Annotated in this window: 29 protein-coding genes and 1 riboswitch; of the genes, 15 read left to right on the forward strand and 14 right to left on the reverse strand. The window is 65.3% G+C overall.

The window, feature by feature from the left end:
* Positions 1-196: 196 nt before the first annotated feature.
* Positions 197-925: a LysE family translocator gene (locus NGB94_RS13410; protein WP_325791165.1), complete on the reverse strand. Its 729-nt coding sequence runs from the start codon at positions 923-925 to the stop codon at positions 197-199.
* A gap of 80 nt (positions 926-1,005) precedes the next feature.
* On the opposite strand from NGB94_RS13410, the gene NGB94_RS13415 reads away from it, so the two are divergent.
* The 3 genes from NGB94_RS13415 (at position 1,006) to NGB94_RS13425 (ending at position 3,290) form a co-directional block, all read left to right on the forward strand.
* Positions 1,006-1,455 (forward strand): Lrp/AsnC family transcriptional regulator, encoded by a 450-nt coding sequence (locus NGB94_RS13415; protein WP_325791166.1) that lies wholly within the window; start codon positions 1,006-1,008, stop codon positions 1,453-1,455.
* Between the two features lie 37 nt (positions 1,456-1,492).
* A complete protein-coding gene (locus tag NGB94_RS13420; protein ID WP_325791168.1) occupies positions 1,493-2,161 on the forward strand; it encodes an alpha/beta family hydrolase in 669 nt (222 codons plus the stop codon).
* A 433-nt stretch (positions 2,162-2,594) separates the two neighbouring features.
* Positions 2,595-3,290 (forward strand): HAD family phosphatase, encoded by a 696-nt coding sequence (locus NGB94_RS13425; RefSeq protein ID WP_325791170.1) that lies wholly within the window; start codon positions 2,595-2,597, stop codon positions 3,288-3,290.
* Here NGB94_RS13425 and NGB94_RS13430 read toward each other — a convergent pair.
* Both NGB94_RS13430 and NGB94_RS13435 read right to left on the reverse strand, forming a co-directional pair.
* Positions 3,287-3,847, reverse strand: coding sequence for an HNH endonuclease signature motif containing protein (locus NGB94_RS13430; protein WP_325791172.1), 561 nt, complete (start codon positions 3,845-3,847; stop codon positions 3,287-3,289). The genes NGB94_RS13425 and NGB94_RS13430 overlap by 4 nt on opposite strands.
* Before the next feature lie 108 nt (positions 3,848-3,955).
* Positions 3,956-4,327: a nuclear transport factor 2 family protein gene (locus NGB94_RS13435; RefSeq protein WP_325791173.1), complete on the reverse strand. Its 372-nt coding sequence runs from the start codon at positions 4,325-4,327 to the stop codon at positions 3,956-3,958.
* Positions 4,328-4,421: 94 nt separating this feature from the next.
* On the opposite strand from NGB94_RS13435, the gene NGB94_RS13440 reads away from it, so the two are divergent.
* The gene (locus NGB94_RS13440) at positions 4,422-5,441 is read left to right on the forward strand and encodes an LLM class flavin-dependent oxidoreductase (protein ID WP_325791174.1); all 1,020 of its coding nucleotides are present in this window, start codon (positions 4,422-4,424) and stop codon (positions 5,439-5,441) included.
* 9 nt (positions 5,442-5,450) lie between these two features.
* Here the strand turns inward: NGB94_RS13440 and NGB94_RS13445 are convergent, their stop codons facing one another.
* Positions 5,451-5,927, reverse strand: a complete 477-nt coding sequence (locus NGB94_RS13445) for a hypothetical protein (protein ID WP_325791176.1) — start codon at positions 5,925-5,927, stop codon at positions 5,451-5,453.
* Between the two features lie 161 nt (positions 5,928-6,088).
* Entirely contained in the window at positions 6,089-6,388 is a 300-nt protein-coding gene (locus tag NGB94_RS13450; protein ID WP_325791178.1) for a hypothetical protein, read from the reverse strand.
* A gap of 191 nt (positions 6,389-6,579) precedes the next feature.
* Here NGB94_RS13450 and NGB94_RS13455 point away from each other — a divergent pair, with 191 nt between their 5' ends.
* Together NGB94_RS13455 and NGB94_RS13460 are read left to right on the forward strand one after the other, a co-directional pair.
* Positions 6,580-8,364: an NAD(P)/FAD-dependent oxidoreductase gene (locus tag NGB94_RS13455; protein ID WP_325791180.1), complete on the forward strand. Its 1,785-nt coding sequence runs from the start codon at positions 6,580-6,582 to the stop codon at positions 8,362-8,364.
* Positions 8,365-8,498: 134 nt separating this feature from the next.
* Entirely contained in the window at positions 8,499-9,932 is a 1,434-nt protein-coding gene (locus tag NGB94_RS13460) for an FAD-binding oxidoreductase (RefSeq protein ID WP_325791181.1), read from the forward strand.
* Positions 9,933-9,952: 20 nt separating this feature from the next.
* Here the strand turns inward: NGB94_RS13460 and NGB94_RS13465 are convergent, their stop codons facing one another.
* Both NGB94_RS13465 and NGB94_RS13470 read right to left on the reverse strand, forming a co-directional pair.
* A complete protein-coding gene (locus NGB94_RS13465; protein WP_152225634.1) occupies positions 9,953-10,180 on the reverse strand; it encodes a hexameric tyrosine-coordinated heme protein in 228 nt (75 codons plus the stop codon).
* Between the two features lie 100 nt (positions 10,181-10,280).
* Positions 10,281-10,610, reverse strand: a complete 330-nt coding sequence (locus NGB94_RS13470; RefSeq protein ID WP_325791183.1) for an antibiotic biosynthesis monooxygenase family protein — start codon at positions 10,608-10,610, stop codon at positions 10,281-10,283.
* Between the two features lie 54 nt (positions 10,611-10,664).
* On the opposite strand from NGB94_RS13470, the gene NGB94_RS13475 reads away from it, so the two are divergent.
* Complete coding sequence (locus NGB94_RS13475) at positions 10,665-11,285, forward strand: flavin reductase family protein (RefSeq protein ID WP_325791185.1); 621 nt, start codon at positions 10,665-10,667, stop codon at positions 11,283-11,285.
* Between the two features lie 213 nt (positions 11,286-11,498).
* A complete protein-coding gene (locus tag NGB94_RS13480) occupies positions 11,499-13,280 on the forward strand; it encodes a BCCT family transporter (protein WP_325791186.1) in 1,782 nt (593 codons plus the stop codon).
* 67 nt (positions 13,281-13,347) lie between these two features.
* Here NGB94_RS13480 and NGB94_RS13485 read toward each other — a convergent pair whose 3' ends face one another.
* Genes NGB94_RS13485 through NGB94_RS13495 form a run of 3 tightly spaced genes read right to left on the reverse strand, consistent with a single transcriptional unit; the run spans position 13,348 to position 16,676 of the window.
* The gene (locus tag NGB94_RS13485; RefSeq protein WP_325791187.1) at positions 13,348-14,277 is read right to left on the reverse strand and encodes a ribokinase; all 930 of its coding nucleotides are present in this window, start codon (positions 14,275-14,277) and stop codon (positions 13,348-13,350) included.
* 27 nt (positions 14,278-14,304) lie between these two features.
* Entirely contained in the window at positions 14,305-15,690 is a 1,386-nt protein-coding gene (locus NGB94_RS13490; protein WP_325791298.1) for an MFS transporter, read from the reverse strand.
* A 38-nt stretch (positions 15,691-15,728) separates the two neighbouring features.
* Positions 15,729-16,676 carry a nucleoside hydrolase gene (locus tag NGB94_RS13495; protein WP_325791188.1) on the reverse strand — a complete coding sequence of 316 codons (948 nt, stop codon included), beginning with the start codon at positions 16,674-16,676 and terminating at the stop codon, positions 15,729-15,731.
* Positions 16,677-17,036: 360 nt separating this feature from the next.
* Positions 17,037-17,104: riboswitch (guanidine-III (ykkC-III) riboswitch) on the forward strand.
* 10 nt (positions 17,105-17,114) lie between these two features.
* On the opposite strand from NGB94_RS13495, the gene NGB94_RS13500 reads away from it, so the two are divergent.
* A complete protein-coding gene (locus tag NGB94_RS13500) occupies positions 17,115-17,429 on the forward strand; it encodes a multidrug efflux SMR transporter (RefSeq protein WP_325791189.1) in 315 nt (104 codons plus the stop codon).
* Between the two features lie 2 nt (positions 17,430-17,431).
* Positions 17,432-17,806, forward strand: coding sequence for a multidrug efflux SMR transporter (locus NGB94_RS13505; protein WP_325791191.1), 375 nt, complete (start codon positions 17,432-17,434; stop codon positions 17,804-17,806).
* On the opposite strand, the gene NGB94_RS13510 is transcribed toward NGB94_RS13505, so the two are convergent.
* Together NGB94_RS13510 and NGB94_RS13515 are read right to left on the reverse strand one after the other, a co-directional pair.
* Complete coding sequence (locus NGB94_RS13510) at positions 17,792-18,076, reverse strand: hypothetical protein (RefSeq protein ID WP_325791193.1); 285 nt, start codon at positions 18,074-18,076, stop codon at positions 17,792-17,794. The genes NGB94_RS13505 and NGB94_RS13510 overlap by 15 nt on opposite strands.
* A 447-nt stretch (positions 18,077-18,523) precedes the next feature.
* Positions 18,524-20,050: an acetyl-CoA hydrolase/transferase family protein gene (locus tag NGB94_RS13515; RefSeq protein ID WP_325791194.1), complete on the reverse strand. Its 1,527-nt coding sequence runs from the start codon at positions 20,048-20,050 to the stop codon at positions 18,524-18,526.
* Positions 20,051-20,279: 229 nt separating this feature from the next.
* Here NGB94_RS13515 and NGB94_RS13520 point away from each other — a divergent pair, with 229 nt between their 5' ends.
* Together NGB94_RS13520 and NGB94_RS13525 are read left to right on the forward strand one after the other, a co-directional pair.
* Entirely contained in the window at positions 20,280-21,311 is a 1,032-nt protein-coding gene (locus tag NGB94_RS13520) for a M14 family zinc carboxypeptidase (protein ID WP_325791195.1), read from the forward strand.
* A 175-nt stretch (positions 21,312-21,486) separates the two neighbouring features.
* Complete coding sequence (locus tag NGB94_RS13525; RefSeq protein ID WP_325791196.1) at positions 21,487-22,992, forward strand: amino acid permease; 1,506 nt, start codon at positions 21,487-21,489, stop codon at positions 22,990-22,992.
* On the opposite strand, the gene NGB94_RS13530 is transcribed toward NGB94_RS13525, so the two are convergent.
* Positions 22,989-24,224 (reverse strand): MFS transporter, encoded by a 1,236-nt coding sequence (locus tag NGB94_RS13530; protein WP_325791198.1) that lies wholly within the window; start codon positions 24,222-24,224, stop codon positions 22,989-22,991. The two genes, NGB94_RS13525 and NGB94_RS13530, sit on opposite strands and share 4 nt — an antisense overlap.
* Before the next feature lie 127 nt (positions 24,225-24,351).
* Between NGB94_RS13530 and NGB94_RS13535 the strand changes: the two genes are divergently transcribed.
* The 3 genes from NGB94_RS13535 to NGB94_RS13545 all read left to right on the forward strand — a co-directional run bounded on the left by NGB94_RS13535 (position 24,352) and on the right by NGB94_RS13545 (position 25,610).
* The gene (locus tag NGB94_RS13535; protein WP_325791199.1) at positions 24,352-24,771 is read left to right on the forward strand and encodes a hypothetical protein; all 420 of its coding nucleotides are present in this window, start codon (positions 24,352-24,354) and stop codon (positions 24,769-24,771) included.
* A gap of 72 nt (positions 24,772-24,843) precedes the next feature.
* The gene (locus tag NGB94_RS13540; RefSeq protein WP_325791200.1) at positions 24,844-25,161 is read left to right on the forward strand and encodes a hypothetical protein; all 318 of its coding nucleotides are present in this window, start codon (positions 24,844-24,846) and stop codon (positions 25,159-25,161) included.
* Positions 25,162-25,241: 80 nt separating this feature from the next.
* Positions 25,242-25,610, forward strand: a complete 369-nt coding sequence (locus NGB94_RS13545) for a DUF1622 domain-containing protein (protein ID WP_325791201.1) — start codon at positions 25,242-25,244, stop codon at positions 25,608-25,610.
* Here NGB94_RS13545 and NGB94_RS13550 read toward each other — a convergent pair.
* A complete protein-coding gene (locus NGB94_RS13550; RefSeq protein WP_325791202.1) occupies positions 25,605-26,099 on the reverse strand; it encodes a hypothetical protein in 495 nt (164 codons plus the stop codon). The two genes, NGB94_RS13545 and NGB94_RS13550, sit on opposite strands and share 6 nt — an antisense overlap.
* Positions 26,100-26,221 lie beyond the last annotated feature (122 nt).

A 26,221-nucleotide genomic window follows, 5' to 3' on the forward strand; every position in this document is an offset into this window, starting at 1 on the left:
CCGCTTCGCCAACAGGGACACCCGAACACACCAAGTCCACAAAATCCGTTCGGACATGTGAGGCAAAGACCTTGACCATCAAACGCTCCATCAATCAGAACGTTGCAACGACCATATGACTTCACCCCCTCAAAAGAGCCGTAACTGGCCTCTCGATTTTGGTTCCGGGGGTTCCGGGGGTCCGGGGCAGCGCGGGTCAGAGGAGGAGCAGCAACCGCTCGCCGAGCAGGACGAGCGCCACGCACACCATCAGGATTCCGCTGCCCAAGGTGACCGCCCGGGCAGCGGCGGGCCGGGAGCGCAGCAGCCGCCGGGCGCCGAGTGCCACCAGCGTGTAGACCAGCACGGACACCCCGAAGTGGGACAGCCCCAGCACCAGCGACTGCAGCGGCAGTGCAAGCGCGGCGGCCGGGTCCACAAACTGCGGGATCAGTGCGAGATAGAGGAGCAGGGCTTTTGGATTGGTGCCGGAAGTTCCCAGCCCTTTCAGGAATTCCCGGCGCTCGACGGCGCGGCGGGAGCGTACCGGCGCGCGCACTGCCAGCGCCACAGATCCGCCGGAACCGGAACCGGTCTCCGCAGACGGTTCCGGCTGCCCTTCGGCCGCGGGCACCGGCGTCGTGATTCCGTCAGTGAACCCGGTACCGCGCCATGACCGCATGGTGGAGATGCCCAGCCACAGCAGGTAGGCGGCGCCGGCCAGCGTCAGGCCGGTGAGGAGGCCGGGCGAGGCCGCGATGAGTGCGGCGAGACCAGCAACGATCAGCGCGGTGTGGAAGAGGTAGCCGGTGCACAGTCCGGCTACCGAGGGGGTCACGCGCCGTGAGCGCAGGCCGGAGGAGATGCAGTACGCCCAGTCAGCGCCCGGGGTCATGGCCAGGGTGATCGAAACGGCCGCGAAACCCGCGAGCTGCGAAAAATCCATTCCTCAACCCTAGGAAAAACCCCGCGCGAAGTGCTGACCTAATTGCCCCCTGCCAAGCCTGTTTCCGGTACGATTTTTGCGTGATTGATGCCATAGACCGGGAAATTTTGCGCATACTTCAAAAAGACGGACGAATGAGTGCGACGGCGGTGGCCGCCGAGGTGGGGCTGACCGTAGCGCCCTGCCACCGCCGCATCAAGGAGCTTGAACGCGCCGGCGTGCTCACGGGGTACCGCGCCGTGGTGGCTCCCGCCCCCGTCGGGCTGGGCTTCCAGACCCTGGTGTTCGTGACCCTGCGTGACAGGGCGCAGATGCTGGCGTTCGAAAAGGAACTGGGCCGGCACGAGCAGATCGTGAAGGCGGACCGCCTCTTCGGGGACCCGGATTTCCTGCTCAAAGTGATGGCGGCGGACCTTCCCGGCTACCAGCAGTTCTACGACGATGTACTGGTGAACCTGCCCGGGGTGGAGAAGCTCACCAGCACCATCGTGATGAAAACCGTCAAGGAAGAAGCCGGTCTGCCGCTGTGAGATGACCGGCCGGTGACCGTCCCGTAAATTGGAACCCATGCCAGTGCAGCAGGAGCACCTCACAGTCTCGGTCGGCGAGGGCACAGTCAGCGCCGTTTTCGCGCAGCCCGCCGACGCGTGGGCGTCCATGGTGGTGGCACACGGCGCCGGGTCGGGCATGGAACATCCCTTCCTGACCGGTTTCACCGACGCAATGAACGACGGCGGTGTGGCCACGTGGCGGTTCAACTTCCCGTATCGGGAGGCCGGGAAGAAGTTCCCGGACCGCGCCCCGGCAGCCATTGCGGCGTGGCGGGCAGTCATGTTCGCTGCCGAGGACAACGCCGACGGCGTGCCCGTATGGGCCTGCGGCAAGTCCTTCGGCGGCCGGATGGCGTCCATGGCCGTGGCTGACGGGATGCAGGCCGCCGGGCTCGTGTACCTGGGCTATCCGCTGCACCCGCCGGGCAAGCCGGAGAAGCTCCGCGACGAGCACCTCTACGGGCGTACCCTGCCGATGCTCTTCCTGCAGGGCACCCGGGATCCGTTCGCGCTGCCGGGCGAGCTGGAACCGGTGGCTGAAAGGATCGGGCCGAACGCCGTCGTTGAACGCGTTGAAGGCGGTAACCACATGTTCGAGGTGAAGGGGAACAAGCGTCCGCAGGATGTGATCGGCGCGGAACTGGCAGCACCCGTGCTGGAGTTTATCAAGCGGCACTCCGGTTAGCCTCAGGGGCCGCAACCTTCGTGCAGATAACGCCGCTCAGCGGCCGCCGGCCCAAACCCTCGCGCAGATAACGCCGTTTTGAAGCTCCCAGAGGAGCGTCTACTGACCGAAGGTTGTCCGTGCAGGGCTCTATACGACGTCAACTGCCCGATGGTTTGCTGTCGGTTTGCTGTCGGCGGTTTTCGCCCCGGCAACACGTCAGCTGAGCCCTGCCCAGCCAACTACCTTGTCTTTCCTTCAGAGGCCGGACTTCCCGGACGGCCCGCGTCATGCAGCGAACCGCGGGTGAACCGGGCATGAACAGTGCCGTTCCGTTTTGACCCCGCTGCCCGGCACTGCCACGATCAGAACAGATCAGACGGCAGCCGCGAGGTGCCGCCGTCGTTGTTTACTGCCTTCACCGCGGGCCGCGGTGACTTTCCAGGAGGACCCTTTGCCGCACCTTTCCGCCCTGCAAGCCGTGTTCTGGGACATGGACGGCACCCTGGTGGACACCGAACCGTACTGGTTCGCTGCCGAGAAGGAACTGATGGGCCGGTTCGGCGTCAGCTGGAGCGATGAGCAGGCCATGGAACTGGTGGGCAACGCTCTGCCCGATTCCGCCCGCGCACTTCAGGACGCCGGTGCAGACCTGGGTACCCGGGAAATCCTCGATACGCTTCTAGCCAGTGTTGTCCGGTCCGTGCAGGAGGAAATCCCCTGGCGTCCCGGCGCCCGCGAACTGCTGGCCGAACTTTATGCCGCCGAAATTCCGTGCGCCATGGTGACCATGAGCGAGTCGCTCCTGGCCCAGGTCATTGCCGACCAGCTGCCCGAAGGGACCTTCCGGTTCCTGGTCACTGGAGAACTGGTGGTCAACGGCAAACCCGATCCGGAGCCCTACCTGCTGGCAGCCAAACTGATGGGCGAAGAGCTGGGCACATCCCTGGACCTGGACCGGGTCGTTGCCGTGGAGGATTCGCTGCCGGGTGTTGCCTCGGCCAAGGCGTCCGGCGCCGTCACCATTGCGGTGCCCAACGCCGTCGATGTCCCCGAGCAGCCCGGGATCACCCGCTGGGAAACCCTTTCCGGCCGCACCGCTGCGGATCTGCAGGCGCTGGTGGCCGAGCGGGTTTCGGCTTCGGCCTAGCTGTTACGACGCCTCACCGTGAGCCCAGCGGATTTCGAGCGGTTACATGGCCCGCAGAGAATCTGAAGATTGCCCTCGGTGCTGTTGCCACCCATGGCAACTGGGATGATGTGGTCAAATTGCAGTTCTGACGACGAATCACACTCTTGACAGCGCCCTCCATCCCTCAGCCACACGAGCTGCTTCAAATCGTCCGGGATGCGCTCGCGTTTCGTGTTATGCCTTGGTGCCGAACCCATTGCGACGATCGCCTGAGCCCGGTCCATCTGCTGCCGTTGGCGCTGTTCCTTGGCAGTGATCAACGCGTACACCTGATCTGCGTTGAACCCCTCGGATTCCCAGTAAAACCTGTCCCGATAGTGCCAGTAACGACGAGCACCTATGCGTGCCACTAGCTTGGGATATTGTCTCTGCCTTTCATAATGATCCAGAAATTCACGCTCACTGATTTTCCTCAGTTCATAAGACTTCTTACCAACCGTGATGACAGCGGGACCGTTACCGGTCCAGAAGCTTCTGCGATGGCTGAAAGCAACATTTTCGGCTCTTCTGAGCATCCCCTAGCCCTAAGGTCCTAGTCCGACAATTACAGACATCATTGCGCACTCATTGCTGCAGATATGTGCAAAACGCTTAGACGGGTTGATGCATTGGGCGCTTACCCCTTATAGCCCCTGCTCTTCGAACGGCGTGTGCTGGTGGACCTTCAGCTTCCACGCACCGTTTTCCTTGGCGTAAACGCTGCTGAGCAGGGCCGAGTAGGGGGTTCCGTTGCGGTCGGCCCGCACCTGGTAGGTGAGGACACCGGCGTCGTCCCCCAGATAATCCTCCCGGGGCTCGATGATCTCGAACGCCGTCCAGGGCGGGCCGCCCATCGACTCGACGATCTGCTGCCGGTCGGTGATCCGCAGGCCGTTGGTTAGCAGGACCACGGGCTGGCTGGCCAGCACCTCGGAGTAGAAGGCCGTTGCTTCTTCCGGCCCGGTGGACAGAGCGTGCCAGCCGGCCGTTTCAAGTTCCACGAGTTCGTTTTCCATGGTCCGGGAGTGTAGACGGGCCGCCGCGGGTGGAACAGTGAAGCCGGAAACTCGGGGCCGGAATATCCGAAGCACCGCGGGCGCTGATCCTCTTGTGAAGAAGATTGGATTCCTTTCCTTTGGCCACTACCAGGACGTCCCGGGTTCCCTGACGCCCACGGCCGGTGATGCGCTGCTCCAGGCCATCGACCTGGCCGTTGCGGCTGAAGAAGTCGGCGCCGACGGTGCGTTTGTGCGCGTGCACCACTTCGCGCCGCAGCAGGCCTCGCCGTTCCCGCTGCTGGCCGCGATGGCCGCCCGGACCAAGCGCATCGACTTGGGCACCGGCGTGATCGACATGAGGTATGAAAACCCTCTTTATATGGCCGAAGAAGCCGCGGCCACGGACCTGATCAGCGGCGGCCGGCTGCAGCTCGGCATCAGCCGGGGATCCCCCGAGCCCGCACTGCGCGGCGCCGAATCGTTTGGCTATGTGCCCGGTGAGGGACAGACCGACGCCGACATGGCCCGCCACCACACCGAAATCTTCCGCGCAGCCATCACCGGACAGGGTATGGCACCGGCAAACCCGCAGATGGCCGGGCACACCGGCCTGCTGCCAATTGAACCTCAGTCCCCCGGCCTCCGGGACCGGATCTGGTGGGGTTCAGGCACCCGCGCGACGGCGAAGTGGACCGGTGAACAGGGCATGAACCTGATGAGCTCCACCCTGCTCACCGAGGACACCGGCGTCCCCTTCGATGAACTGCAGGCTGAGCAGATCCACGCTTACAAAGAGGCTTGGGCCGCTGCCGGACATCACGGGCAGGGCAAGGTCTGCGTCAGCCGAAGCATCATTCCGCTGGTCAGCGAGCAGGACCGGCGCTACTTCGGTGTCCGCGCCCAAGTTGAAGGCCGGGACCAGGTGGGACGGCTGGAAGGCGGTCTGGCACGGTTTGGCCGCAGCTATGTGGGCGAACCGGATGTGATTGCCAAGGAACTGGCCGACGACGCCGCCGTCCAGCTCGCGGACACCGTGCTGGTCACCGTGCCGAACCAGCTCGGCGTTGACTACAACGCGGCGCTGCTGGAGAACATCGTCAAGCTGGTGGCCCCCGACGCCGGCTGGCGGTAGCCGGCAGGCTTATTCGGAGGCTCCGGTGACGGCGGCCGTGATCACTGCGCCGGGGCCTCCCTCAAAGAATCCGTTCAGGCGGATTCCATTGATGCGCTCGAGCGGTGCGGCCAGCGGCACCGTATGCGGTTCACTGTTGCAGGCCAGCGTGATCGGGTCGAGGCCGGTCCACAAGGACTCTGTGCGCACCATGACTCCAAAGCCTGCTTCACCGTCTCCGAAGCAGGCGACGCTGATGCCGTCGATGCGAACCTCGGACGCATAGTCCAGAGTTACTCCTTGTTCCTCGTGCAGTTCCCCGTGTACCTCCTCGTTCTGTTCGGCGCGCCAGCCGCCGCCGAGGTAACCCGCGCCCGCCGACGCGGCCGTGGTGAAGGCGTCCGCCTGCGCCTGCGCTGCCTCCCAGTCAGGTTCCGGGGATGCGGTGCAGGACACCAAGCCGATCGAGAGCGTGGCAGGAAGAACGAGCAGGTATCGGCGGCGCATGACGGGAGCCTAACACCGTCAAGCTCACGGCGCCGGACGGCAGGTGCCGTCTCATTTCACGGCTTGGACCGCCGTCGTCCTCCAAATCCAAATGGCAGAAACTGCTCGTTTGAACGCTCAAACGGGCAGTTTCTGCCATCTCGATTTGGGGAGGGCGTCCGCTACTTCCTGCGGCCGAAGATCAAGGACGCGAGCGCCGTAGCAGCAGTGACCGTGTAGACCGAGGGCCAGGCACCGAGCTTCTTGGCCAGCGGGTGGGACAGGCCGAACGCCGCCACGTAGGTGGAGGTGAGGGCCACGGCGGTGCCCGTGCCGGCGTCGCGCTTCCACAGGGCGAACGCGGCTGCACCGGCCGCGGCGAGCACAGCGCCGCCGAGCTGGCGGTTACCGGTGTCGCGGGCGGTCTTGAAGCCGCCGATCAGGCCGGCGGACGTGATGAGCGGGGTCAGCAGGGATGCCACGGTTATCTCCTTGGGTTGGACTGCTTCCAGCCTAACCCCGCCCATCGAGAGGCCAGTTACGGCTCTTTTGAGGGCCCTAAAGAGCCGTAACTGGCCTCTCGGTGGGTGAGGTTCAGTTCGGACCCCTACCTATCTGCGGCACGGCGGCGTTTACTGGAACCTTCCAAAACGCAACCACAAAGGAGTGGGACATGGGTGAGTCTGCCGCCGTCGAAACCTGGCTCGACGCCTTCAACACTGCGCTGACCTCGCGGAACACTGCAGCCGCCGCGGACCTGTTCGAAGAAGACGGCCTCTGGCGCGACTTCGTTTCCTTCACGTGGAACCTCAAGACGCTCGAGGGCCGCGGGGAAATCACCGACATGCTCGACGCCGTCCTGGACCACGTGCAGCCCGCCGGCTGGGAGCTGACCGAGCAGCCAACCGAGGCGGACGGCGTGACCGAAGCGTGGGTCAGCTTTGAGACGGCTGCCGCCCGGGGATGGGGACACCTGCGGCTGCGGGACGGCAAGGCGTGGACCCTGCTGACCACCATGCAGGAGCTGAAGGGCTTCGAGGAGCAGAAGGGCACCAACCGTCCCAAGGGCGTGGAGCACACGGTGGAACGCGGCCGGAAAACCTGGCTCGAGCAGAAGCAGGAGCGCCAGGCCCGATTGGGCTACGAGGACCAGCCGTACTGCGTGATCGTCGGCGGCGGGCAGGGCGGCATCGGGCTGGCGGCTCGGCTGCGGCGGCTGAACGTTCCCACCATCGTGATCGAGCGGAATGAGAACGCCGGCGACTCCTGGCGCAAACGGTACAAGTCCCTCGCCCTGCATGACCCGGTCTGGTACGACCATCTTCCGTACCTGAAGTTTCCCGATGACTGGCCGGTTTTCGCGCCCAAGGACAAGATCGGCGACTGGCTTGAGCACTACACCGCCATCATGGAGCTGGATTACTGGTCCGGAACCGAGTGCCTGGGCGCGGAATACGACGACGACGCCGGCACCTGGGAACTGCGGGTCCGCCGCCGCGGGGAGGACGTGACACTGCACCCGCAGCAGCTCGTCTTCGCCCTGGGCGTCTCCGGCTACCCCAACGTTCCCGAATTTGAAGGGGCCAACTCGTTCCTCGGCGAGCAGTACCACTCGTCCAAGTACCCCGGCGGCGGCGACCAGACCGGCAGAAAGGCCCTGATCATCGGGTCCAACAACTCCGCCCATGACATCGCCGCGGACCTCTGGGAACACGGCGCCGACGTAACCATGCTCCAGCGCTCCTCCACCCACATTGTCCGCAGCGAGTCCCTAATGGAATACGCGCTGGGCGACCTCTACTCCGAACGCGCCCTGGCCGCCGGCACCACCACCGAGAAGGCGGACATGCTCTTCGCGTCCCTCCCCTACCGGATCCTGCCCGATGCCCAGATCCCCATCTACGAGACCATCGCGGAGCACGACGCCGGTTTCTACGACCAGCTCCGGGAGGCAGGGTTCAACTTGGACTTCGGCGAGGACGGATCCGGCCTGTTCCTGAAGTACCTGCGGCGCGGCTCCGGCTACTACATTGACGTCGGCGCTTCCCAGCTGATCATCGACGGCCGGGTGAAGCTGAAGCAGGGGCAGGTTGCCAAGCTCACCGGCAATGCGGCGGTGCTCGACGACGGCATGGAGCTGGAGGCGGACATCATCATCTACGCCACGGGCTACGGCTCCATGAACAACTGGCTTGCGGACCTGATCTCCCCCGAAGTGGCCGACCAGGTGGGCAAATGCTGGGGCTACGGCTCCGGAACCACCAAGGATCCAGGGCCGTGGGAGGGCGAACTGCGGAACATGTGGAAACCCACGAACGTGGAGAACCTGTGGATCCACGGCGGGAACCTGCACCAGAGCCGGCACTACTCGATCTTCCTCGCCCAGCAGCTGAAGGCCCGGATGGAAGGCCTGCCCACCCCGGTCTACGGGCTGCAGGAGGTGCACCACCGGCGGTAGGCCGGCGTTGACGCCGGCCGCGGTTTAGGGAAGGCATTGAACCGGGCCCGGGCCGGGCCAAGAATGGGAGCAGACCCTCCTTAGTGCTTTCCCGTCCCGGCCCGGACGGCCGGGCTTGCCCCAGGCGGTGGACCATGACGAGCAACCCGGCATCAGCTTCAGCGGCCCCTGCAGTTCCCTGGCCCCAGCCAGGGAACAGCCTCTACCCCGGATTAGCGGGCGCCGTCACAGGCACCGTGACGCTGCCCGGAGACCCGGGGTATGACACCGAACGCCGGGTCTGGAACGGAATGGTGGACGTGCAGCCGGCCGCCGTCGACCGGGCAGCCAGCCCCGACGACGTCGCACCCGTCCTGGCGTTTGCGCGCCGAACCGGGCAGCCGCTGGCGGTACGCGGCGGCGGGCACAACGTGGCAGGCAACGGAACGGTGGACGGCGGGATAGTGCTCGACGTCGGCGGGCTGCGCAGTGTGGAAGTTGATCCGGTTGCGCAAACCGTGACGGCCGGCGGCGGCGCGACATTGGGCGACATCGACCTGGCGACGGCGCCGTTCGGGCTGGCCGTTCCGCTGGGCGTCGTGTCCCGGACCGGCGTTGCCGGCCTGGCCCTGGGCGGCGGCGTGGGGTGGCTGACACGCTCCCACGGACTGAGCGTGGACAACATTCTGGGCGCCGACGTCGTGCTTGCAGACGGCACCGCCGTCCACGCCTCGGCCGAGGAGGAACCGGAACTGTTCTGGGGGCTGCGCGGCGGCGGCGGGAACTTCGGCGTCGTCACCTCTCTGACGTTCCAGGCCTGGCCGCTGCCGCAGGAGGTCTACAGCGGGAATCTCATCTACACGGCGGACCACTTCGAGAACGCGCTGCACGCCTTCTCGGCGTGGAGCGCGGACGTACCGGATGAGCTCACCACCATCGTGTCCTTCCTGGTGCCGCCGCCGGACTGGGAGCAGGGCGATGAGCCGATCATGGCCGTGGGCTTCGCCTGGGCGGGAGAGGACCAGGAGCCGGCTGCCGCCGTCGTAGACCGGCTCCGGGATCTGGCCGCCCCGGATGCCGAGCTGGTGCAGGCTGTGCCCTGGCTGGACTGGCAGTCGGCCGTGGATGACCTGTTTCCGGACGGTTCGCGTGCCTACTGGAAGAACACGTCCTTCAACGCACTGGACGCCGGGCTGATCGATGTCCTGGCCCGGCGTGGGAGGGAACAGTCGTGGCGCGGCACCGGGTTCGACCTGCACCACATGGGCGGTGCGTTCGGCCGGATCCCGGAGGAGGCGACGTCCTTCCCGGTCCGCGACGCGCGTTACTGGCTGAACGTCTACGGCTTCTGGACCGACCCGGCCGACGACGCGCACCACACCGCGTTTGTCCGCGGACTGGCGGCGGACGCGGAACCCTTCAGCGGCGGAGGCCAGTACGTGAACTTTATGGGCGCCGAGAATCCTGCCTCAGCCGCACCAGACGTGTACTCCGGCGAAAAGCTTGCCCGGCTCTCCGCGCTGAAACGGGCAGTCGATCCGGGCAACCTGTTCCGGCGCAATCACAACATTGCCCCGGGTGCCGCGTAAATGCGCCGCCTGCGATGAACTCAGCGCCAGTAGTTGTTGGCCGCTGCGATGGTGGCGAACTCGATAGCCACCACGTGCGAGGACGCGATCAGCTCCTCCGGATCCGTCGTGTACACGTCACGGCCCGCCTTGAGGACCTTCTCGTCCGGCTGGATGGCGTAAATGCTGTGCAGCGCCAGTTCCAGGGCCAGTTTCCGGCCCTCCTCCGGAGAAGCGGTCAGAAGGGTGTTTCCCGGAATGAGTTCCATGCTGCACCTGGTTTCGTGTAGGTCGGTCAACAAACCCCTCTTCCACGATTCCAGCCGGGCCGGCATTTGGGAACGCCGTCGCGGAGATTCGCCTCGGTGCCTACGCCTCGGGGGTGCTGCCTCCGGCGGTGCGGTAGCTCCACAGCTCAGCGCTGACACCCACCGGCTTGCGGCGCTCGGCGTCGGCTCCATCGCCGTGTCCATGCCCGTGCCCGAAGTTCTTGGAGGCCACCCAGTCCTGGAAGGACTTCTCATCCCGCCAGCGGGTGAGGACCAGCCAGGTGTTCCGGCCGTCCGTTGGTTCCAGGAGCTCAAAGCCTTCGAACCCGTCCTGGTTGTCCACAGCGCCGGCACGTGCGGCAAAGCGGCGGGCAAGCTCGTCGCCGGAGTCCGCGGGAACAGTGATCGCGTTGATTTTGATGATGCTCATGAACCCCATTATGGCTGCCGGTCCTGAACGCAAACCGGACTAGGCTTGGGCACCATGAGAACGGACTTCGATCCCGCCGACATGGGCGGCCGCCCCTTCTACCGCCTGCTCACCTCCGTAGTGGTCCCCCGCCCTATCGCCTGGGTGTCGACCGTCTCGGCGGACGGAGTGGAGAACCTTGCCCCGCACTCCTTCTTCACCATCGCCTCGGTTAACCCGCCGGTGGTGTCCTTCACCTCCGTGGGTGAGAAGGATTCGCTGCGCAACATCCGGGACACGGAAGAATTCGTCATCAGCCTCACCCCGGAAGACATGTTCGAGGCAGTCAACGCCACCGGTACCGGTTTCGCGGCTGAGGTCAGCGAGTTCGACGCCGCCGGGATTGCTTCGGAGCCCAGCGGCACCGTGCGTCCGCCGCGGGTTGCCGGCTCACCGGTGGCCCTGGAATGCCGGCTGCATGAGATCCATCCGGTGGGCGACTGCTTTGTGGTCTACGGCCAAATCACCCGTGCTGCCATCCGACCGGACACGCTCGACGGCGACTCGCACCCGCGCATCGAGGCGCTTCGCCCGCTCTCCCGGCTGGGACTCAACGAATGGGGAACCATCGGCGAGGTCCGGGAAATAACCCGGATTCCGGCTGGCGAATGGCCCGGCCACTACCGCGGAAACTAACCGCCGCACAGTCTTCAAAAGAGCGCTCAAGCCGGCAGCAGCCGCGATTCTCCTCACCCGCCGGATGCGTGCTCCCTAGTCAGAAAGCGCACCCGGTTTCTGTACCCCCTGGTAACTCAGTAGGCTTATAGAAGGTGTAAGTCGCCGCAGCAAGAGCATCCGCCAGAAAACGTCTGAAGCGCATGGCAAAAAGCGCAGGAGGAGAAACTGGGAATGACCGCCACACAAGGCGCTGGTACCGAGGAAGACACCAAGGCAACAAAGACGGGGAACGAATCCCCGAATGAGGTGGACCGGGAGCCTCCCGCCGGCCCCGTCCGAGCCGGCAACGGAATCGCCCGCTGGGTGTTTTGGCCCTCTGCAGCCATCATTGTGGTCTTCGCGGCCTTCGCCATCATCTTCCCCGGCACCGCTACGGAGATGTTCAACTCCGTGCAGAGCAACGTCATCCGCTGGTTCGGCTGGTACTACGTTGCTGCCATCGCCATCTTCGTGGTGTTTGCCCTCTGGATCGGCCTGAGCCGCTACGGCGACATTAAGCTGGGCAAGGACGACGACGAGCCCGAGTTCTCGATGCGCTCCTGGTTCTCCCTGCTCTTCGCGGCAGGCATGGGCATCGGCCTGGTGTTCTTCGGTGTCGCCGAACCCCTGAACCACTTTGCCTCTCCGCGCCCGGGCGTTGAGGGCAGCCCCATCCAGCTGGCGCAGCAGGCGCTGACCCAGACGTACCTTCACTGGGGACTGCATGCCTGGGCGATCTACGTCGTCGTCGGTGTCTCCATCGCCTACGCCGTGCACCGCCGGGGCCGGCCGATTTCGATCCGCTGGACCCTGGAACCGCTGCTGGGCAAGCGCCGGGTCTCCGGCGGCTGGGGCAACCTGATCGACGTCGTCGCCCTGGTCGGAACGCTCTTCGGCGTGGCAACCTCGCTCGGTCTTGGCGTGCTGCAGATTTCAGCCGGCCTTGAAGAAGCCAACATCATGAAGGCCACGCAAATGACGCAGGTCGGCCTGATCCTCGGCATCACCACCCTCACCATTGCTTCCCTGATCTCCGGTGTTGGCAAGGGCATGAAGTGGCTCTCCAACATCAACCTGATGCTCGCCGGCGCGCTGCTGCTGTTTGTCCTGTTCGCCGGCCCCACCCTGTTCCTGCTGCGCGAGTTCGTGCAGTCGATCGGCAACTACCTGCAGAACGTCATTGGCCTGACCTTCAACACGCTCGCGTTCTCCGGAACCGAAGGCGAGGCATGGCAGGCAGCCTGGACCACGTTCTACTGGGGCTGGTGGATTTCCTGGGCACCGTTCGTTGGCATCTTCATTGCCCGTGTGTCCAAGGGACGCACCGTCCGGCAGTTCGTTGCCGGCGTGCTGCTGGTTCCCAGCATCGTTGGGTTCCTCTGGTTCTCGGTCCTGGGCGGAACGGCCATTTACCGTGAGCTGTTCGGCGAGGGCGGCCTGGTAGGGGCAGACGGCACGGTGGACACGGAAGGTTCGCTGTTCGGCATGCTGGGCGGCCTGCCCGGCGGCGTTGCCTTGACCATTGGCGCGATTGTGCTGATCGCCATTTTCTTCATCACTTCCGCCGACTCGGGTGCCCTTGTCACCGGCATGCTCTCCACCGGCGGCGACGTTGAACCGAAGAACTGGATTCGGATTTTCTGGGCCCTGTCCGCGGCGGCTGTGGCCATTGCCCTGCTGCTCGCCAACGGCCTGGAGGCCATCCAGACCGCGGCCATCCTGACCGCAGTACCGTTCAGCGTGGTCATCCTGCTGATGTGCGTGGCGACAGCCAAGGCCTTCCATCAGGAACACGAGGCCCTCATGCGTGCCCAGCGGAAGCTGGCCCGGGACCAGATCACCGCCCATGTGACGGAGCACGTCCAGGACACCATGCAGGAACACTACGAGGACCAGATGGCCGACCACGTGAACGCCGCTGTGAAGAAACAGTGGCGGCGGACCGCTGGCGCCCACAAAGCGCCGAAGCCCTGATTTCCTGGTTGAACAGAAGAGGCCCCGCACCGGCTGGTGCGGGGCCTCTTTGCTTTTGTACGGAGTCTTAGCTCAGGGCATCCTGTTCCAGCAGCCCGCGCAGGACCGGGTAGGAGGACTGTGCACCCTCGCGGGTGGCCGCCAGGGCACCGGCGCGGGCAGCGAACCGTGCCGCTTCGGCCAGGGAGTTCCCCGCCGCCAGCCGCGCCGCGGTGGCTGCCGTGAAGGCATCCCCACAGCCGGTGGTGTCCACAGCGTTCACCTTGGTGGGTGCAACGGCAACCACACGCCCGTCGCCGGCGGCGGTTCCGTCCAGAACGACGGCGCCGTCTCCACCAAGGGTGATGATGGTCCGGCGCACGCCCAGTGCGTCCAAAGCAGCGATGACCGCTTCCCAGTCCGCCGCCGGATCTGCCAGGCCGGTTACCAGGGCCGCTTCGTGCGCGTTCAGCAGCAGCACGTCTGTCAGCTCAAGCAGCTCCGCCGGAACCTCCCGGTACGGGGAGAGATTCAGCAGCACCTGCGCACCGGCGTCGTGCCCTGCCTGTGCGGCAGCGGTAACGGCTTCCAGCGGTACCTCCAGGCTCAGCGTGAGCACGGCGGCGCCGTCGAACAGATCCGACGGCAGTTCACCGCCGGTCACCGTGCCGTTGGCACCCGGGGACACGATGATGGTGTTCTCCCCGGCCGCGTCCACCACGATCATGGCTGTTCCGGTTGCGGTGCCGGAGCGGCGCAGCACGCGGGATGCGTCCACACCGGCAGCGGCAGCCGCCTCCAGCAGCAGGTCGCCGTGCCCGTCGGCGCCTACGGCACCGAACAGGCGCACGTGCGCACCGAGGATCGCCGCGGCGGCCGCCTGGTTGGCACTCTTGCCGCCCGGGACAATCACCAGTTCGGATCCGTTCAGCGTTTCCCCCGGTGAGGGGAAACGCTCGGTGCGCACGGTCAGGTCAGCGTTCAGCGACCCTACAACTACTACTTTTCCGGCAGGCATGCGGGAATCTCCTTGAGAACTGTCGGCTCAGCGTTCTGCCGGAGCGGCTTCGGAAGCCACCTCGGCATTCACGGGCTTGGGGATGAGGAAGGAAGCGGCCAGGGCCAGCACCAGGATGACCAGACCGGCAACAATACCGCCGTAGTAGCCTCCGGCACCGCCGTCGGCCGGCGTGGTGGCCGTCTTCACCGCATAGATCACGGCAAAGCTCAGGCCGGCACCCAGGTTGAAGGCACCGGCGTTCAGGCCGGGAAGGAAACCGGGGTTCTCCTTGGGAGAGAGCACGATGCCCAGGCCGTTGAGCATGATGTTACCGATGCCCGCATAGGTGATGCCGATCAGCACGGACACGCCCAGCAAACCCAGCTTCGAATCACTGCCGACCACCAGGAGCACCAGCGTCAGGCCGATCACGGAACCGATCATGCCAATGCGAAGCACCTTGCCGTAGCCCCAGGTAGCGGCCAGCCGGCCGGCGATGGGGCCAATGACCAGGCCCGCAATGGCATACGGCGTGAGGGTCCACCAGGCGGATTCCTCAGCGCCCATGCCGAAGCCGATTACGCCGTCCTGCGCCAGTGCGGGCAGGATGCCGTTCATGACGGCGAAGACGCCGGTCATGGTGAGCAGGGTGGTCAGCAGCAGTGCCCAGGTGGAGCGCTGCTTGAGGTGGTACGTGGCCACCAGCGGCTGCTCGATGCGGTTCTCGACCTTCCAGAACACGGCGAAGGCAGCCGCGGCAACGACGATCAGTCCGATCACCAGCGGCCAGTTGGCGTCGGCCAGCTTCCCTGCCTCGTTGAAGGCGGTCAGCAGGGTGCCAACGGAGATGACCAGCGGAATGACTCCCAGCCAGTCCATCTTTTCCTTCTTTTCGGCCCGGGATTCCGGGGCCAGGAAAAGCAGCAGGAGAGTGGCGACGGCGCCGACGGCGGCCATGGCCCAGAACACGGAGGCGAAGCCGTGGTTCTGCGCCAGGTAGCCTCCGGCAATGGCGTCAACGCCGGCAATGCCGCCGTTGACGGCGGTGATGACACCCATCAGGGTGCCGTAGAGCTTCGCGTCGCGGATCTCCACGCGCAGCATGATTAGGGTCAGCGGCACAACGGGTCCGGAGACACCCTGGATCAGGCGGGCGATGAAGAGGACCTCGATGCTCGGGGCCAGCGCTGCCACCACGGAACCGATGGTCAGCACCACCAGCATGCCGGTCAGGACCTTCTTGCGGCCGATGATGTCGCCCAGGCGCGGAAGGAACAGGGAGAACAGCGCGGCAGCGGTGAAGAATGCCGTCTGGGTCAGGCCAACGGCGGCCGAGGTGGTGTTCAGTTCCTCTTCGATCGTGACCAGTGCCGGGGAGAGCATGGAGGCGTTGAGCTGGAACGCCACGCAGGCGGCCAGCAGTGCTGCCATGAGTGCGCCTACATTGACGCGGCGCTGGGCGGTGGCGCTCACAGGTCCACCTCGCCAATGCGCTCGAGGGCGTCGACGACGAGTCCCCAGAACTTCTCCTGGTCCAGTTCCATGGCCACGGAGGTGTTGCAGTCGGCCGGCGCCGGGGCACGGAAGTCAGCGACCGTCATGCCCAGGGTGAGCGTTCCCGTCAGCTCAACATCCAGCGGCACGCGCTGGGTGGTCATGACCGAGGGGTCGATCACGTAGGCGACGGCGCAGGGATCGTGCACGGGCGGGAAGTCGAAGCCCTGGGCGTCCTTGTAGGTGTGGCCGAAGAATTCAAGCAGTTCACCAACGAACTTGGCCGGCTTGGTGCCAACCGCGGCGATGCGCCCGGCTACCTCGTCCGTTGCCAGCGCCTGGTGGGTCAGGTCCAGGCCAACCATCGTCAGCGGCCACTTTTCGTTGAACACGATGTGCGCAGCTTCAGGATCGATCTTGATGTTGAACTCAGCCACGGCGGACCAGTTGCCAACGTGGTAGCCGCCGCCCATCAGGACGACTTCCTTGACCCGCTCAGCCAGGCGCGGTTCCTTGCGCACGGCCAGGGCGATGTTGGTCAGTCCGCCGGTGGGGACCAGCGTCACGGTGCCCGGCTCGTGGGCCATCACGGTGTCGATGATCAGGTCCACCGCATGCCGCGGGTCCAGTTCCACGGTCGGTTCAGGCAGCTCGGGGCCGTCCATGCCGGACTCGCCGTGGATGTCCGGCGCGTTTTCGATGGTGCGGACCAGGGGCCGGTCGCAGCCTGCAGCGAACGGGACGCCTGTGATATTTGCGACACGGGCAATCGCCAGCGCGTTGCGTGTCACCTTCTCCAGGGTCTGGTTTCCGACGACGGTAGTCACCGCGAGAAGGTCGATCTCCGGGCTGCCGTGTGCCAGCAGCAGGGCGACCGCATCATCGTGGCCGGGATCGCAGTCCAGGATGATTTTGTGGGGCATTGCATCTCCGCTTCTTTGAGGTTCCAGGCCCCGGGCACGAAGTCCCGGCGCCGCAGTGTCCCGCCCCCGGACCCCGCAGCCCGCCGGTCGCCGAAGGCGCAGTCAGCCGGGTGTGGAGTGTGTCTTGCTGCTGCCGGACCGGCTCAAAGAAGGGGATCCTGCAGCATCGAAGGCCCGTTTTGGGCAGGCACCGGATTTAACGATATCGGCGCGCGGGTGGCCCTTTTACCGCCGTCGAAATCCGGGACAGCGCGCACCGGAGGCTGATTTGGTGCTCTGCCGGGAGGTGCTTATCCTTTGCCCGCTGCCGGTTGTGGCAGCGCCTGCGGCACGGAGTTTCCGGATTTGCTACCTTAGGTGGCAGGGCCGTGAATACTCCGGCCCCCGGACGACGGTTCAGTACCCGGCACGCGACAAGACTGGCCAAAGGAGCTAGCCATGTCATGGGTTGTCCTCATTGCCTCCGGAATGCTTGAAGCCGTTTGGGCTACAGCGCTGGGGAAGTCGAACAACTTCAAGAAACCCCTTCCCACCATTGTGTTTGCCGTGGCCCTCGCGGCCAGCATGGCAGGGCTCGCCTGGGCGATGCTCAGCATCCCCGTGGGCACCGCCTATGCGGTGTGGGTCGGTATTGGTGCCGTGCTGACTGCCGGGTATGCCATGGTGTTCGGCGGCGAAAAAGCCACGGTCATCAAGGTGGTGCTGCTGATGGGAATCGTCGGCTGCGTTATCGGCCTGAAGCTGGTGGCATAGCCATGGCGTGGATCATTCTCCTGCTCAGTGCCGTCCTTGAAGCCGTCTGGGCCACTGCCCTGGAGGCCTCGAACGGCTTTACCGTCCTGGCGCCGTCGATCATTTTTGCGGTGGCGGCAGCCGTGTCCATGGCCGGCCTGGGCTACGCCATGAAGCACATTCCGATCAGCACCGCCTACGCCGTCTGGACCGGGCTGGGTGCCGTGCTGACGGTCGCCTGGGCGATGTTCACCGGCACCGAGGAGCCCGGAGTCCTGAAGCTGCTGTTCCTGGCCGGAATCATCGGCTGCGTTATCGGCCTGAAGTTCGTGGACAAGCCCAATCCGGAACCGGTTGAACCAGTTTCCGAACCTGCTGAAAAGTCAGCCGACGCCTGATTCAGGTGCACGCCTTGTGATGTCCAGGTGCCGCATGACCAGGGCTGCCGCGATCAGCGCTGCCGAAAAGGACAGGCAGGCTTCGGGCGCCAGCAGGTAGAGCTGGGTTACGGCCATGAAAAGCCCGTTCTCGCCGTTGTAGTTGAGCGTCCCGAAGTTCTGCAGGAACAGATTCGTGGACAGCGCGAAAACCAATCCGGCTATCCCGACGACGATGCCCGCCTGAAGTGTCTTCCGGTACGTGCCCGCCGCGGCGGTGGTTGCTGTCATGTTTCCCCCTGGGGTCGCTGCATGATGATGGGGTTCACCTAAACAGGCGGCGGCGTCCGGGGCAAGCATCTGGTCGTTGCGGGGTGGCCGGGCTGGGGCTATCACCGCAGCTGGGACATCCCTCCGGTTTGGGACACCAACTCCCGCCCATTTCCCTGCTCTTTGGGACATCCCTCCGGTTTGGGACACCAACACCCGCCCATTCCCCTGCACTCTGGGACATCCCTTCCGGTTCGGGACATTCCTGCGCGGCGCCACGGCAGGAATGTCCCAAAGTGGCGGGGATGTCCCAAAGTGGAGGAAGCCGACACCTTCCGGCACGCACGGATTCCCACGCGTCGTTGCATCTGTGACAGGTGTGACCACACCAGGTAACAACCTTCACAGAACGTGGGAAACGCGGTTCGACGGGCACGGCAGATCGGAGCCGGAGCCCGAAAACCGCAGCTAGCTGTGCACGGCCTCGGGCAGGCTGGTGCCGGTCTCCACGAAACGCTGGTGGAAGGACAGGGACTCATCAAGAAGGTGCGGGGTGTGCTTGCCCACCGAGTCCCGGCTGGCCCGGTCAAAGTAGTCCTGCAGCAGAGGCTGGAAGTCCGGGTGCGCGCACTTGTCGATGATCATCCGTGCCCGCTGTTTCGGCGACAGGCCGCGCAGGTCCGCCAGGCCGCGTTCGGTGATGATGAGCATCGTGTCGTGCTCGGTGTGGTCCACGTGGGACGCCATCGGCACAATCCCGGAGATCTTCCCGCCCTTGGCCGTGCTCGGAGACATAAACGCAGAGAGGAACCCGTTGCGCGCAAAGTCCCCGGAGCCGCCGATGCCGTTCATCATGGCCGTGCCGCCCACATGGGTGGAGTTCACGTTGCCGTAGATGTCCGCTTCGATCATGCCGTTCATGGCGATGCAGCCCAGCCGGCGGATCAGTTCAGGATGGTTTGAAATCTCCTGGGTCCGCAGGATGATGCGCTTGCGGTAGAACTCGATATTGGAGTTGAACTCCTCGATTCCGGCCGGGCTCAGCGAGAAGGAGGTAGCCGACGCCACCCGGATCACGCCGTCGCGGATCAGTTCCAGCATCCCGTCCTGGATCACCTCGGTGTACGCGGTGAGTCCGGTGTAGCCCGCGGTGGAAAGGCCGGCCAGCACGGCGTTGGCAATGTTGCCTACTCCGGACTGCAGCGGGAGCAGCTTGTCCGTGAGCCGTCCGGCCCTGATCTCGGATTCGAAGAAGTCCAGCAGGTGCCCGGCAATCATCTGCGACGTTTCATCCGGCGCCGCGAACGGCGTCATGCGGTCCGGCGCGTCGGTCTCGACGACGGCGATCACCTTCGCCGGGTCCAGGCGCAGGTAGGGCTCACCGATCCGGTCATCAGGATTAACCAGCATGATCGGCTTGCGGTGCGGGGGCAGGGCGGTGCCGTAGTAGACGTCGTGCATGCCGTCCATGGCCTCCGGCTGCTGCCGGTTGACCTCGAGGATGATCTTGTCTGCCTGCTCGATCCAGGTCTTGTTGTTGCCGACCGAGGAGGAAGGGATCAGGCTGCCGTCCTCGTTGATTCCCACAACCTCGATGACGGCCAGGTCGATGTGTCCGTAGAACCCGAACCAGGTGTACTGGGCCACGTGCCCCAGGTGGATGTCGATGTACTCGAGTTCGCCGTCGTTGATCCGCTTCCGCAGGGTGGGGTCGGACTGGTACGGCAGGCGCAGTTCCATGCCGCCGGCCTTGGCCAGCACGCCGTCGAGTTCCGGGGCGGTGGAGGCGCCGGTGAGTACCTTGATCTGGAACTGCTCCCCGCGCGAGTGGGCTTCCTCCATTTGGGCGGCGAGCGCCTGAGGCACGGCTTTGGGGTACCCGGCACCCGTGAAGCCGCTCATCGCGACCGTCATTCCCGGTTTGATCATCGCTGCTGCCTGCTCCGCAGACATGACGAGTTCGGAGAGTCCGGGGTGGGAAATACGGTCACGCATAACTGGCCTTTCAGAGAACGAATCAAACAACCCTATCCGCCGCTGAGCCGCAGCTCACATTCGCACCCTGGCGCCCTCACTCCCCCATGGGGCAAATTTGCCATCTGACGTGGGCTTATATACGAGGCACCCCGAAAAGACCAGACCTCAGGGCCTCCGATTGACACATCCGTTCCGCCCGGATTCACTGCTCTCACCCGCACCCCGCTCTAGCTGAGGAGAGACCCCGATGAGGATCCCGAAAACCGCTGCCGCACTGTCGCTTGCAGCCCTGCTCGCAGCCGGCACGTCCGTTCCCGCCTTCGCCGTCGGCGAGGGGCCGAACTACAACGGTAACGAGACCATCAACACCTCGATCCTGCACACCTATGACGAGATGGTGGCGGTGCTGAAGAAGCAGGAAGCCAAGCAGCCGGCAATGGAGCTGGAAGTGATCGGGCAGTCGGTCAAGGGGCGGGACCTGTACCTGGCGAAGTACATCAGCGACCCGTCCAACCCCACCATCCTGTACCTGACCCAGCAGCACGGCAACGAGCAGCTCACCACCGAGGGTGCGCTGGAGTTCGTCAAGCACCTGGGCACCGGCAAGACCAAGGGCGTGCTCGACGGCGTCAACATCCTGATCGTGCCAATGCTGAACCCGGACGGCGCCATGGGCGACGTCGATTTCCCCCTCGACGGCTACCTCGCCAGCGGCCGCAACCTGACCCGCGCCAATGCCACCGGAACGGACCTGAACCGCGACCACGTCGCGAAGATCCAACCCGAAACCCAGGCCCTGCACAACAACGTGATGCGCGCCTACGACATCGACTACATGATCGACCTGCACCACCAGGGCACCCAAAGCGAGCGCGACGGCCAGCTGGTCTCCGGCTCGATCCTCTACCCGACGACGCCGAACGCCTCACCCGAGGTTGTGGAGGGCTCCAAGCAGCTCGGCGCCGTGGTGTTCAACGCAATCGATCCCACCGGCTGGGGCCATTTGGGCCGCTACGTGGGCGGATCGGCTGAAACCATCAGCCGCAACGGTATCGCTGTGGAGTACGGAATCTCGACGCTGCTGTTCGAAATGCGCGGCATGTCGGACCACTCCAACCCTTCCGCCGTCCTGGGCCAGAAGAGCAACGGCTACCTGATCAAGCAGACGGTAACCACCCTGGACGCCACCGCCCGGGCCATCGCGGATGGCTCGATCGACACCACCGACACCTCCCTCTGGGACACCCTCGCCGAGCAGACCACCCGTCCCGGCGAGTAGCCGCCGCGGGGTTCTCCGGACTCGAAAAGGCGCAGCCCACCCGGGCTGCGCCTTTTCCTATGACGGGTTGCTTACCCGGCCGCGGGCATGAATAAAGCACAGGGACTTCCGGCAGGGACGTGCGGGGCAGATACTTCCATGCAGCACCACCGTCCATGATGTCCAAGGAGCAAATATGTCCGCGGCAGAAAAGGGAACATCCGTCTTCCGGCGCAAGCCAATCGAGGAAACCGAAGACGAAACCACCGGCAGCAAGCTGTTCAAGAGCCTGGGCCTGTGGCAGCTGACCGCCATCGGCGTCGGAGGCATCATCGGCATCGGCATCTTTACGCTGGCCGGACTGGTGGCCAACGGAGGGCCCGACGCCGAGGGCGTGGGTCCGGCGGTGCTGATCTCCTTCCTGATCGCCGGGCTGGCAAGCGCTGCGGCTGCGCTCTCCTACGCCGAGTTCGCCGGGATTGTTCCCCGCGCCGGGTCCGCGTACACCTACGGCTACGTGGCCCTCGGGGAGATCATTGGCTGGTTCATCGGCTGGGACCTGCTGCTTGAATACACGGCGATTGTCGCCGTCGTCGCCATTGGTATTTCCGGGTACTTCACCGAGTTCATGGGCGGAATCGGCCTGGACGTGCCGGTGTGGATGCAGGGCACCGGTGACGTGGTGGAAGGCGGCCTGGTGAACCTGCCGGCGCTGGTGGTCTGTCTGTTCATCACGTTTATCCTCAGCCGCGGAACCAAGACGTTCGGCCGTTTTGAGCTGGTGGCCGTGGGCCTGAAGGTCCTGCTGATCCTGTTCATCATCGGCCTGGGCGTCTTCTTCATCAACACGTCCAACTACACCCCGTTCCTGCCCAACGGCTTCGGCGCCGTGTTCACCGGTGCTGCCACCGTGTTCTTCGCGGTGTTCGGCTATGACGCCATGAGCACCGCAGCAGAGGAAGCCAAGGACGGCAAGAAGCACATGCCCAAGGCAATCCTGCTCTCCCTCGGTGTGGCGATGGTGCTCTACATCCTCGCCACGCTGGTGCTCACCGGCATGCAGAACTGGACCGAGATCAGCCCGACGGCGGGATTCGCCTCCGCGTTCCAGAACGTTGGGCTGCCGGTCATCGCCACGGTGATTTCGGCCTTCGCAGTGCTGTCCATCCTGACCGTCATGCTCACCTTCCTGCTCGGTGTCACGCGGGTGTGGTTCTCCATGAGCCGGGACGGGCTGCTGCCGGGCTGGTTCTCCGGCACCGATTCAAACGGCACGCCGCAGCGGGTGACCTGGATTGCCGGCGGCGTTTCGGCCCTGCTGGCCGGGTTCTTCCCAATCCGTGCCGTCGCAGACCTGACCAACATCGGCATCCTGGCGGCGTTTGTGGTGGTCTGCATCGCGGTGATCGTCCTCCGGCGGACGCAGCCGGACGCACCGCGGGAGTTCCGGCTGCCGCTGATGCCGTGGATCCCGGCGTTCGGCGTGCTGGCCTCGGCGTTCCTGATTTCCCAGCTGCACTGGGAGACCTGGCTGCGGTTCGGGATCTGGCTGGTCATCGGCATGGCCGTGTACTGGTTCTACAGCCGTAAGCACTCGCTACTGAACCCGGACAGCCCGCGGCACGCCCAGCGGAAGACGGGCGATACCGGCGGTACCGGTTCGCCGCCGTCGCCGTCCCCGGAACCCGGCGCCGCGGGCTAAGCCTCCTGCCCAGCGGCTGCGCGATGGCTTTGAGGCCCGGATCCATCCGCCCGGCGGCCACCAAGCCGCCGGTAGGCCAGGCCAACCAGCACACACGCCAGATAGGACGTTCCAATAAAGATCCAGCCGTCCAGGAACCCGCCGGAGAATTCCAGGAGCAGACCCATCACCAGGGGTCCGGAGGCAAACCCTGCGTACATGCCCAGGGAAACAGCGCCCGACGCCGCTCCCACGCGTTCCTTCGGCACCTCACGCAGGACTCCGGCCATCACTACGACGTTCACGCCCAGCACGGATGCGCCGTGGAACACCACGCCCGCCCAGAGCAGCGCGGGAATACCGGTTTCCCCGGCTGCGAGCAGCAGCACCGCGCCGCAGATCGCGCCGGCGGCCAGGATGAGCAGGAGCGTGGAGGCCCGGACGCCTTCGGCCATGCGCCGCCCCCACATCACCCGGGAGGCTACGCCTACCACACCGGCGGCCGCGGCTGCTGCCCCCGCGAGCAGCAGTGAGAACCCCAGTTCCCGCTGCGCAAACAGCGGCAGGTAAACGTTGGTTGCCTGCATGCCCGCACCGGAGAAGAGGGCGAAGGCGGCCAGCAGCCAGACAGCTGCCGGGAACCGGCGTTCGGCGCGCGGTCGGATGTCATCCGTTCGGGCAGACTTGGTGCGGGGTTCAGCCGGCAGGCGTGCCCAGGCGTAAGCCAGGAGCAGGCCCAGGACCAGCGCCGCTCCCACAGCCGCGCCCCGCCAGCCGGCGAAAAGCGCCGCCGCCGGGAAGAACAGACTGGAGAACAACTGGCTGGCCTGGACGCCGGACTGTTTGATCCCCATCCACCCCGGCCGTTTGCCCGGCTGGACTGCGTGGATGATGATCCGGTTGGTCGTGGGGTTGGAGATGGCCTGGGCGGGCCCCGAGAGGAGGACGGCGGCGAGCAGCCACAGGTAGTTGCCGGAAACCGCCATGAGGATCAGGGCGAGGGCGGTTCCCCCAAAAATGATCAGCATCTGGGACCGGGAGCTGATCCGGTCGCTCAGCCGTCCCAGGGACATGGAGGACAGCGCAGCGCTGGCGAAGCAGGTCGCCGCGAGCAGCCCGAACTGGGATTCGCTGATGCCCAGATCAGCCATAATCAGCGTGCTCGTGGCCGAAATGCCGTAGTTCATGACCGGCCCGGCACCCATGGCGCAGACCAGCACGAACAGCAGACCGGGACCGGGGGTGGAACGCAAGGTTTTCCTCTCGTGGAACGACACAGACCATTGTTGCCTGTGTATGCCAGAGTTACGGACCAAAAGCGACTAATATCAGCTTTAGGGTCCGCCGGTCTTGGACTCATGTAGCTGGGGGAGAACCAAAATGGGCAGTGAGTCTCAGGCAAGCGCGCCTTCGGCACGCCGTCGCTCCGTTATGCTTTTCCGCCGTGCCCGCACCGTCCTGGGCCTGCTCGCCGTTTTCTGGCTGTGGCTGCTCTTCGGCAGCGCCGCGTTCGTGGCTTCCCTGTTCGACCGCCCGTTCTACGCCATGCTGGCGCTCTATGCGTTAGGCACCCTCACCCTGATCTCACTGCTGATCGCTCCGGTTGCCCTGGCTTACCTGCTGATGAACCGGCCCGGCAAGGCATACCCGGCGAAGGCACCTGCCGCCGGAGCGCAGCTGCACCGTTCGGTGCGCACGGAGCTGGCGCCCGTGATCCGGATGATTCCGCGGAAGGTCAAGGACAGCAGCACTTCGCTGGGCACCCGCGCGGCCGCGAAATGGCGGGACCTGGCTTCCTAGCCGCTCCGCGCCGCTCCCCGTTCCCGGCGGAACCGGAGGCCCGTTGTCAGTGCCGTCGGCAACAGTAGGCACATGACACTCACCGCGTACCCCGCACCCGTTCGCCGCCCTGAAACCTCCCGGCCCCGCGTTTCCCATGCGCCTTACCGGCAGGAACCGTATGTGCGCTGCAGCCTTGAGACCCTGGCAGTGGACGGCAAAGCGGTCGCCTGGACACGCAGCGAGGTGCTGGTGCACTGGATCGACGACGACGGCCGCGCCCACAACCGCTGGGTGCCGGCATCCGCCGTCGTGCGCATTCCCCGCGATGACTCGGCCTGGCGGGATCCGTATGACGATTTCGAGTTCTACTATCCGTCCCGGCAGGCCGCCGGCACCGCCGTCCGTTGACAGCGCACGGCCCTCCGGAGCTCAGTGGATGAGGGAAGATGCGCAGGGCAGCTTCCAGGTGGGCAGGAGCGGTCAGCGGCATGGACTTTCACGACCTTATTGAGACCGCAGGCTCCTTCGTGGACCTGGCCGGCGTCGCGGCGATCGTCGCGGGGGCAGTAGTAGCTTCAGCGGTGGCGGTCCGGGGACTGCTGGGCCGCCGCGCAAGGGTTTACGAGCTCTACCGCCAGCAGCTGGGCAGGGCCATCCTGCTGGGCCTGGAACTGCTTGTGGCGGCAGATATCATCCGCACGGTTGCAGTTACCCCTACCTTCGAATCGCTCGGGGTGCTGGCAGTAATCGTGCTGATCCGGACGTTCCTGAGCTATTCGCTGCAGCTGGAGGTCACCGGCAGGTTTCCGTGGCAGCGGCAGCCCGCTCCGGTGCAGGCGCCCGACCCGCCGTTATAGCTGACCGGCGGGCTGCGGGTCGGGGGTTGCGCGGCGCGTGCGAACGGCGGATACCAGCACTGCCACGGTCACCATCAGGGTGGCAATACCGAACGGGTTGGCCAGGGCAGCGGAATAGCCCAGCACTTCCGGTCCGGCCAGTGCCGAGAAAACCGAGCCAGCCTGCGGCGTGCCGAAATCCGGCACGAAAAAGCCGAATGCTCCGGCCAGCACATAGTTGGCGAGCAGCAGCAGGGAGGTTTTCAGCGGCGCTCCAAAAGGTCTGCGCGCGGCAGCGGCAACGGTGATCTTCACCGCCGCTGTCAGCATCAGCACGGCCAGGACCGGCCCCGCGGTCAGCGCGAAGATGGGAACTAGCCGGCCGTCAGCGCCGAAAAGCATCCTTCCGGCCGTGATCCACAGCGGTATCAGCAGGGCCATGGGAATGCTGGCGCCCGCCAGGACGGCGGTAAAGACCCGGGACACGGCTGAAGGCGGACGGAGAGGCATGCTTCAACCTTAATCTCTGCCGAAGCTGCCTCCGGAACCGCGGGATGAGGCCGTCAGATCAAAAGTCATCATCAGGGATGATGTTCCGGCGCGCTGCCCGGCCATAGGCTGGTTCCGCATTG

Source organism: Arthrobacter koreensis (assembly GCF_035792275.1).
Taxonomy (GTDB): Bacteria; Actinomycetota; Actinomycetes; order Actinomycetales; family Micrococcaceae; genus Arthrobacter_B; species Arthrobacter_B koreensis_A.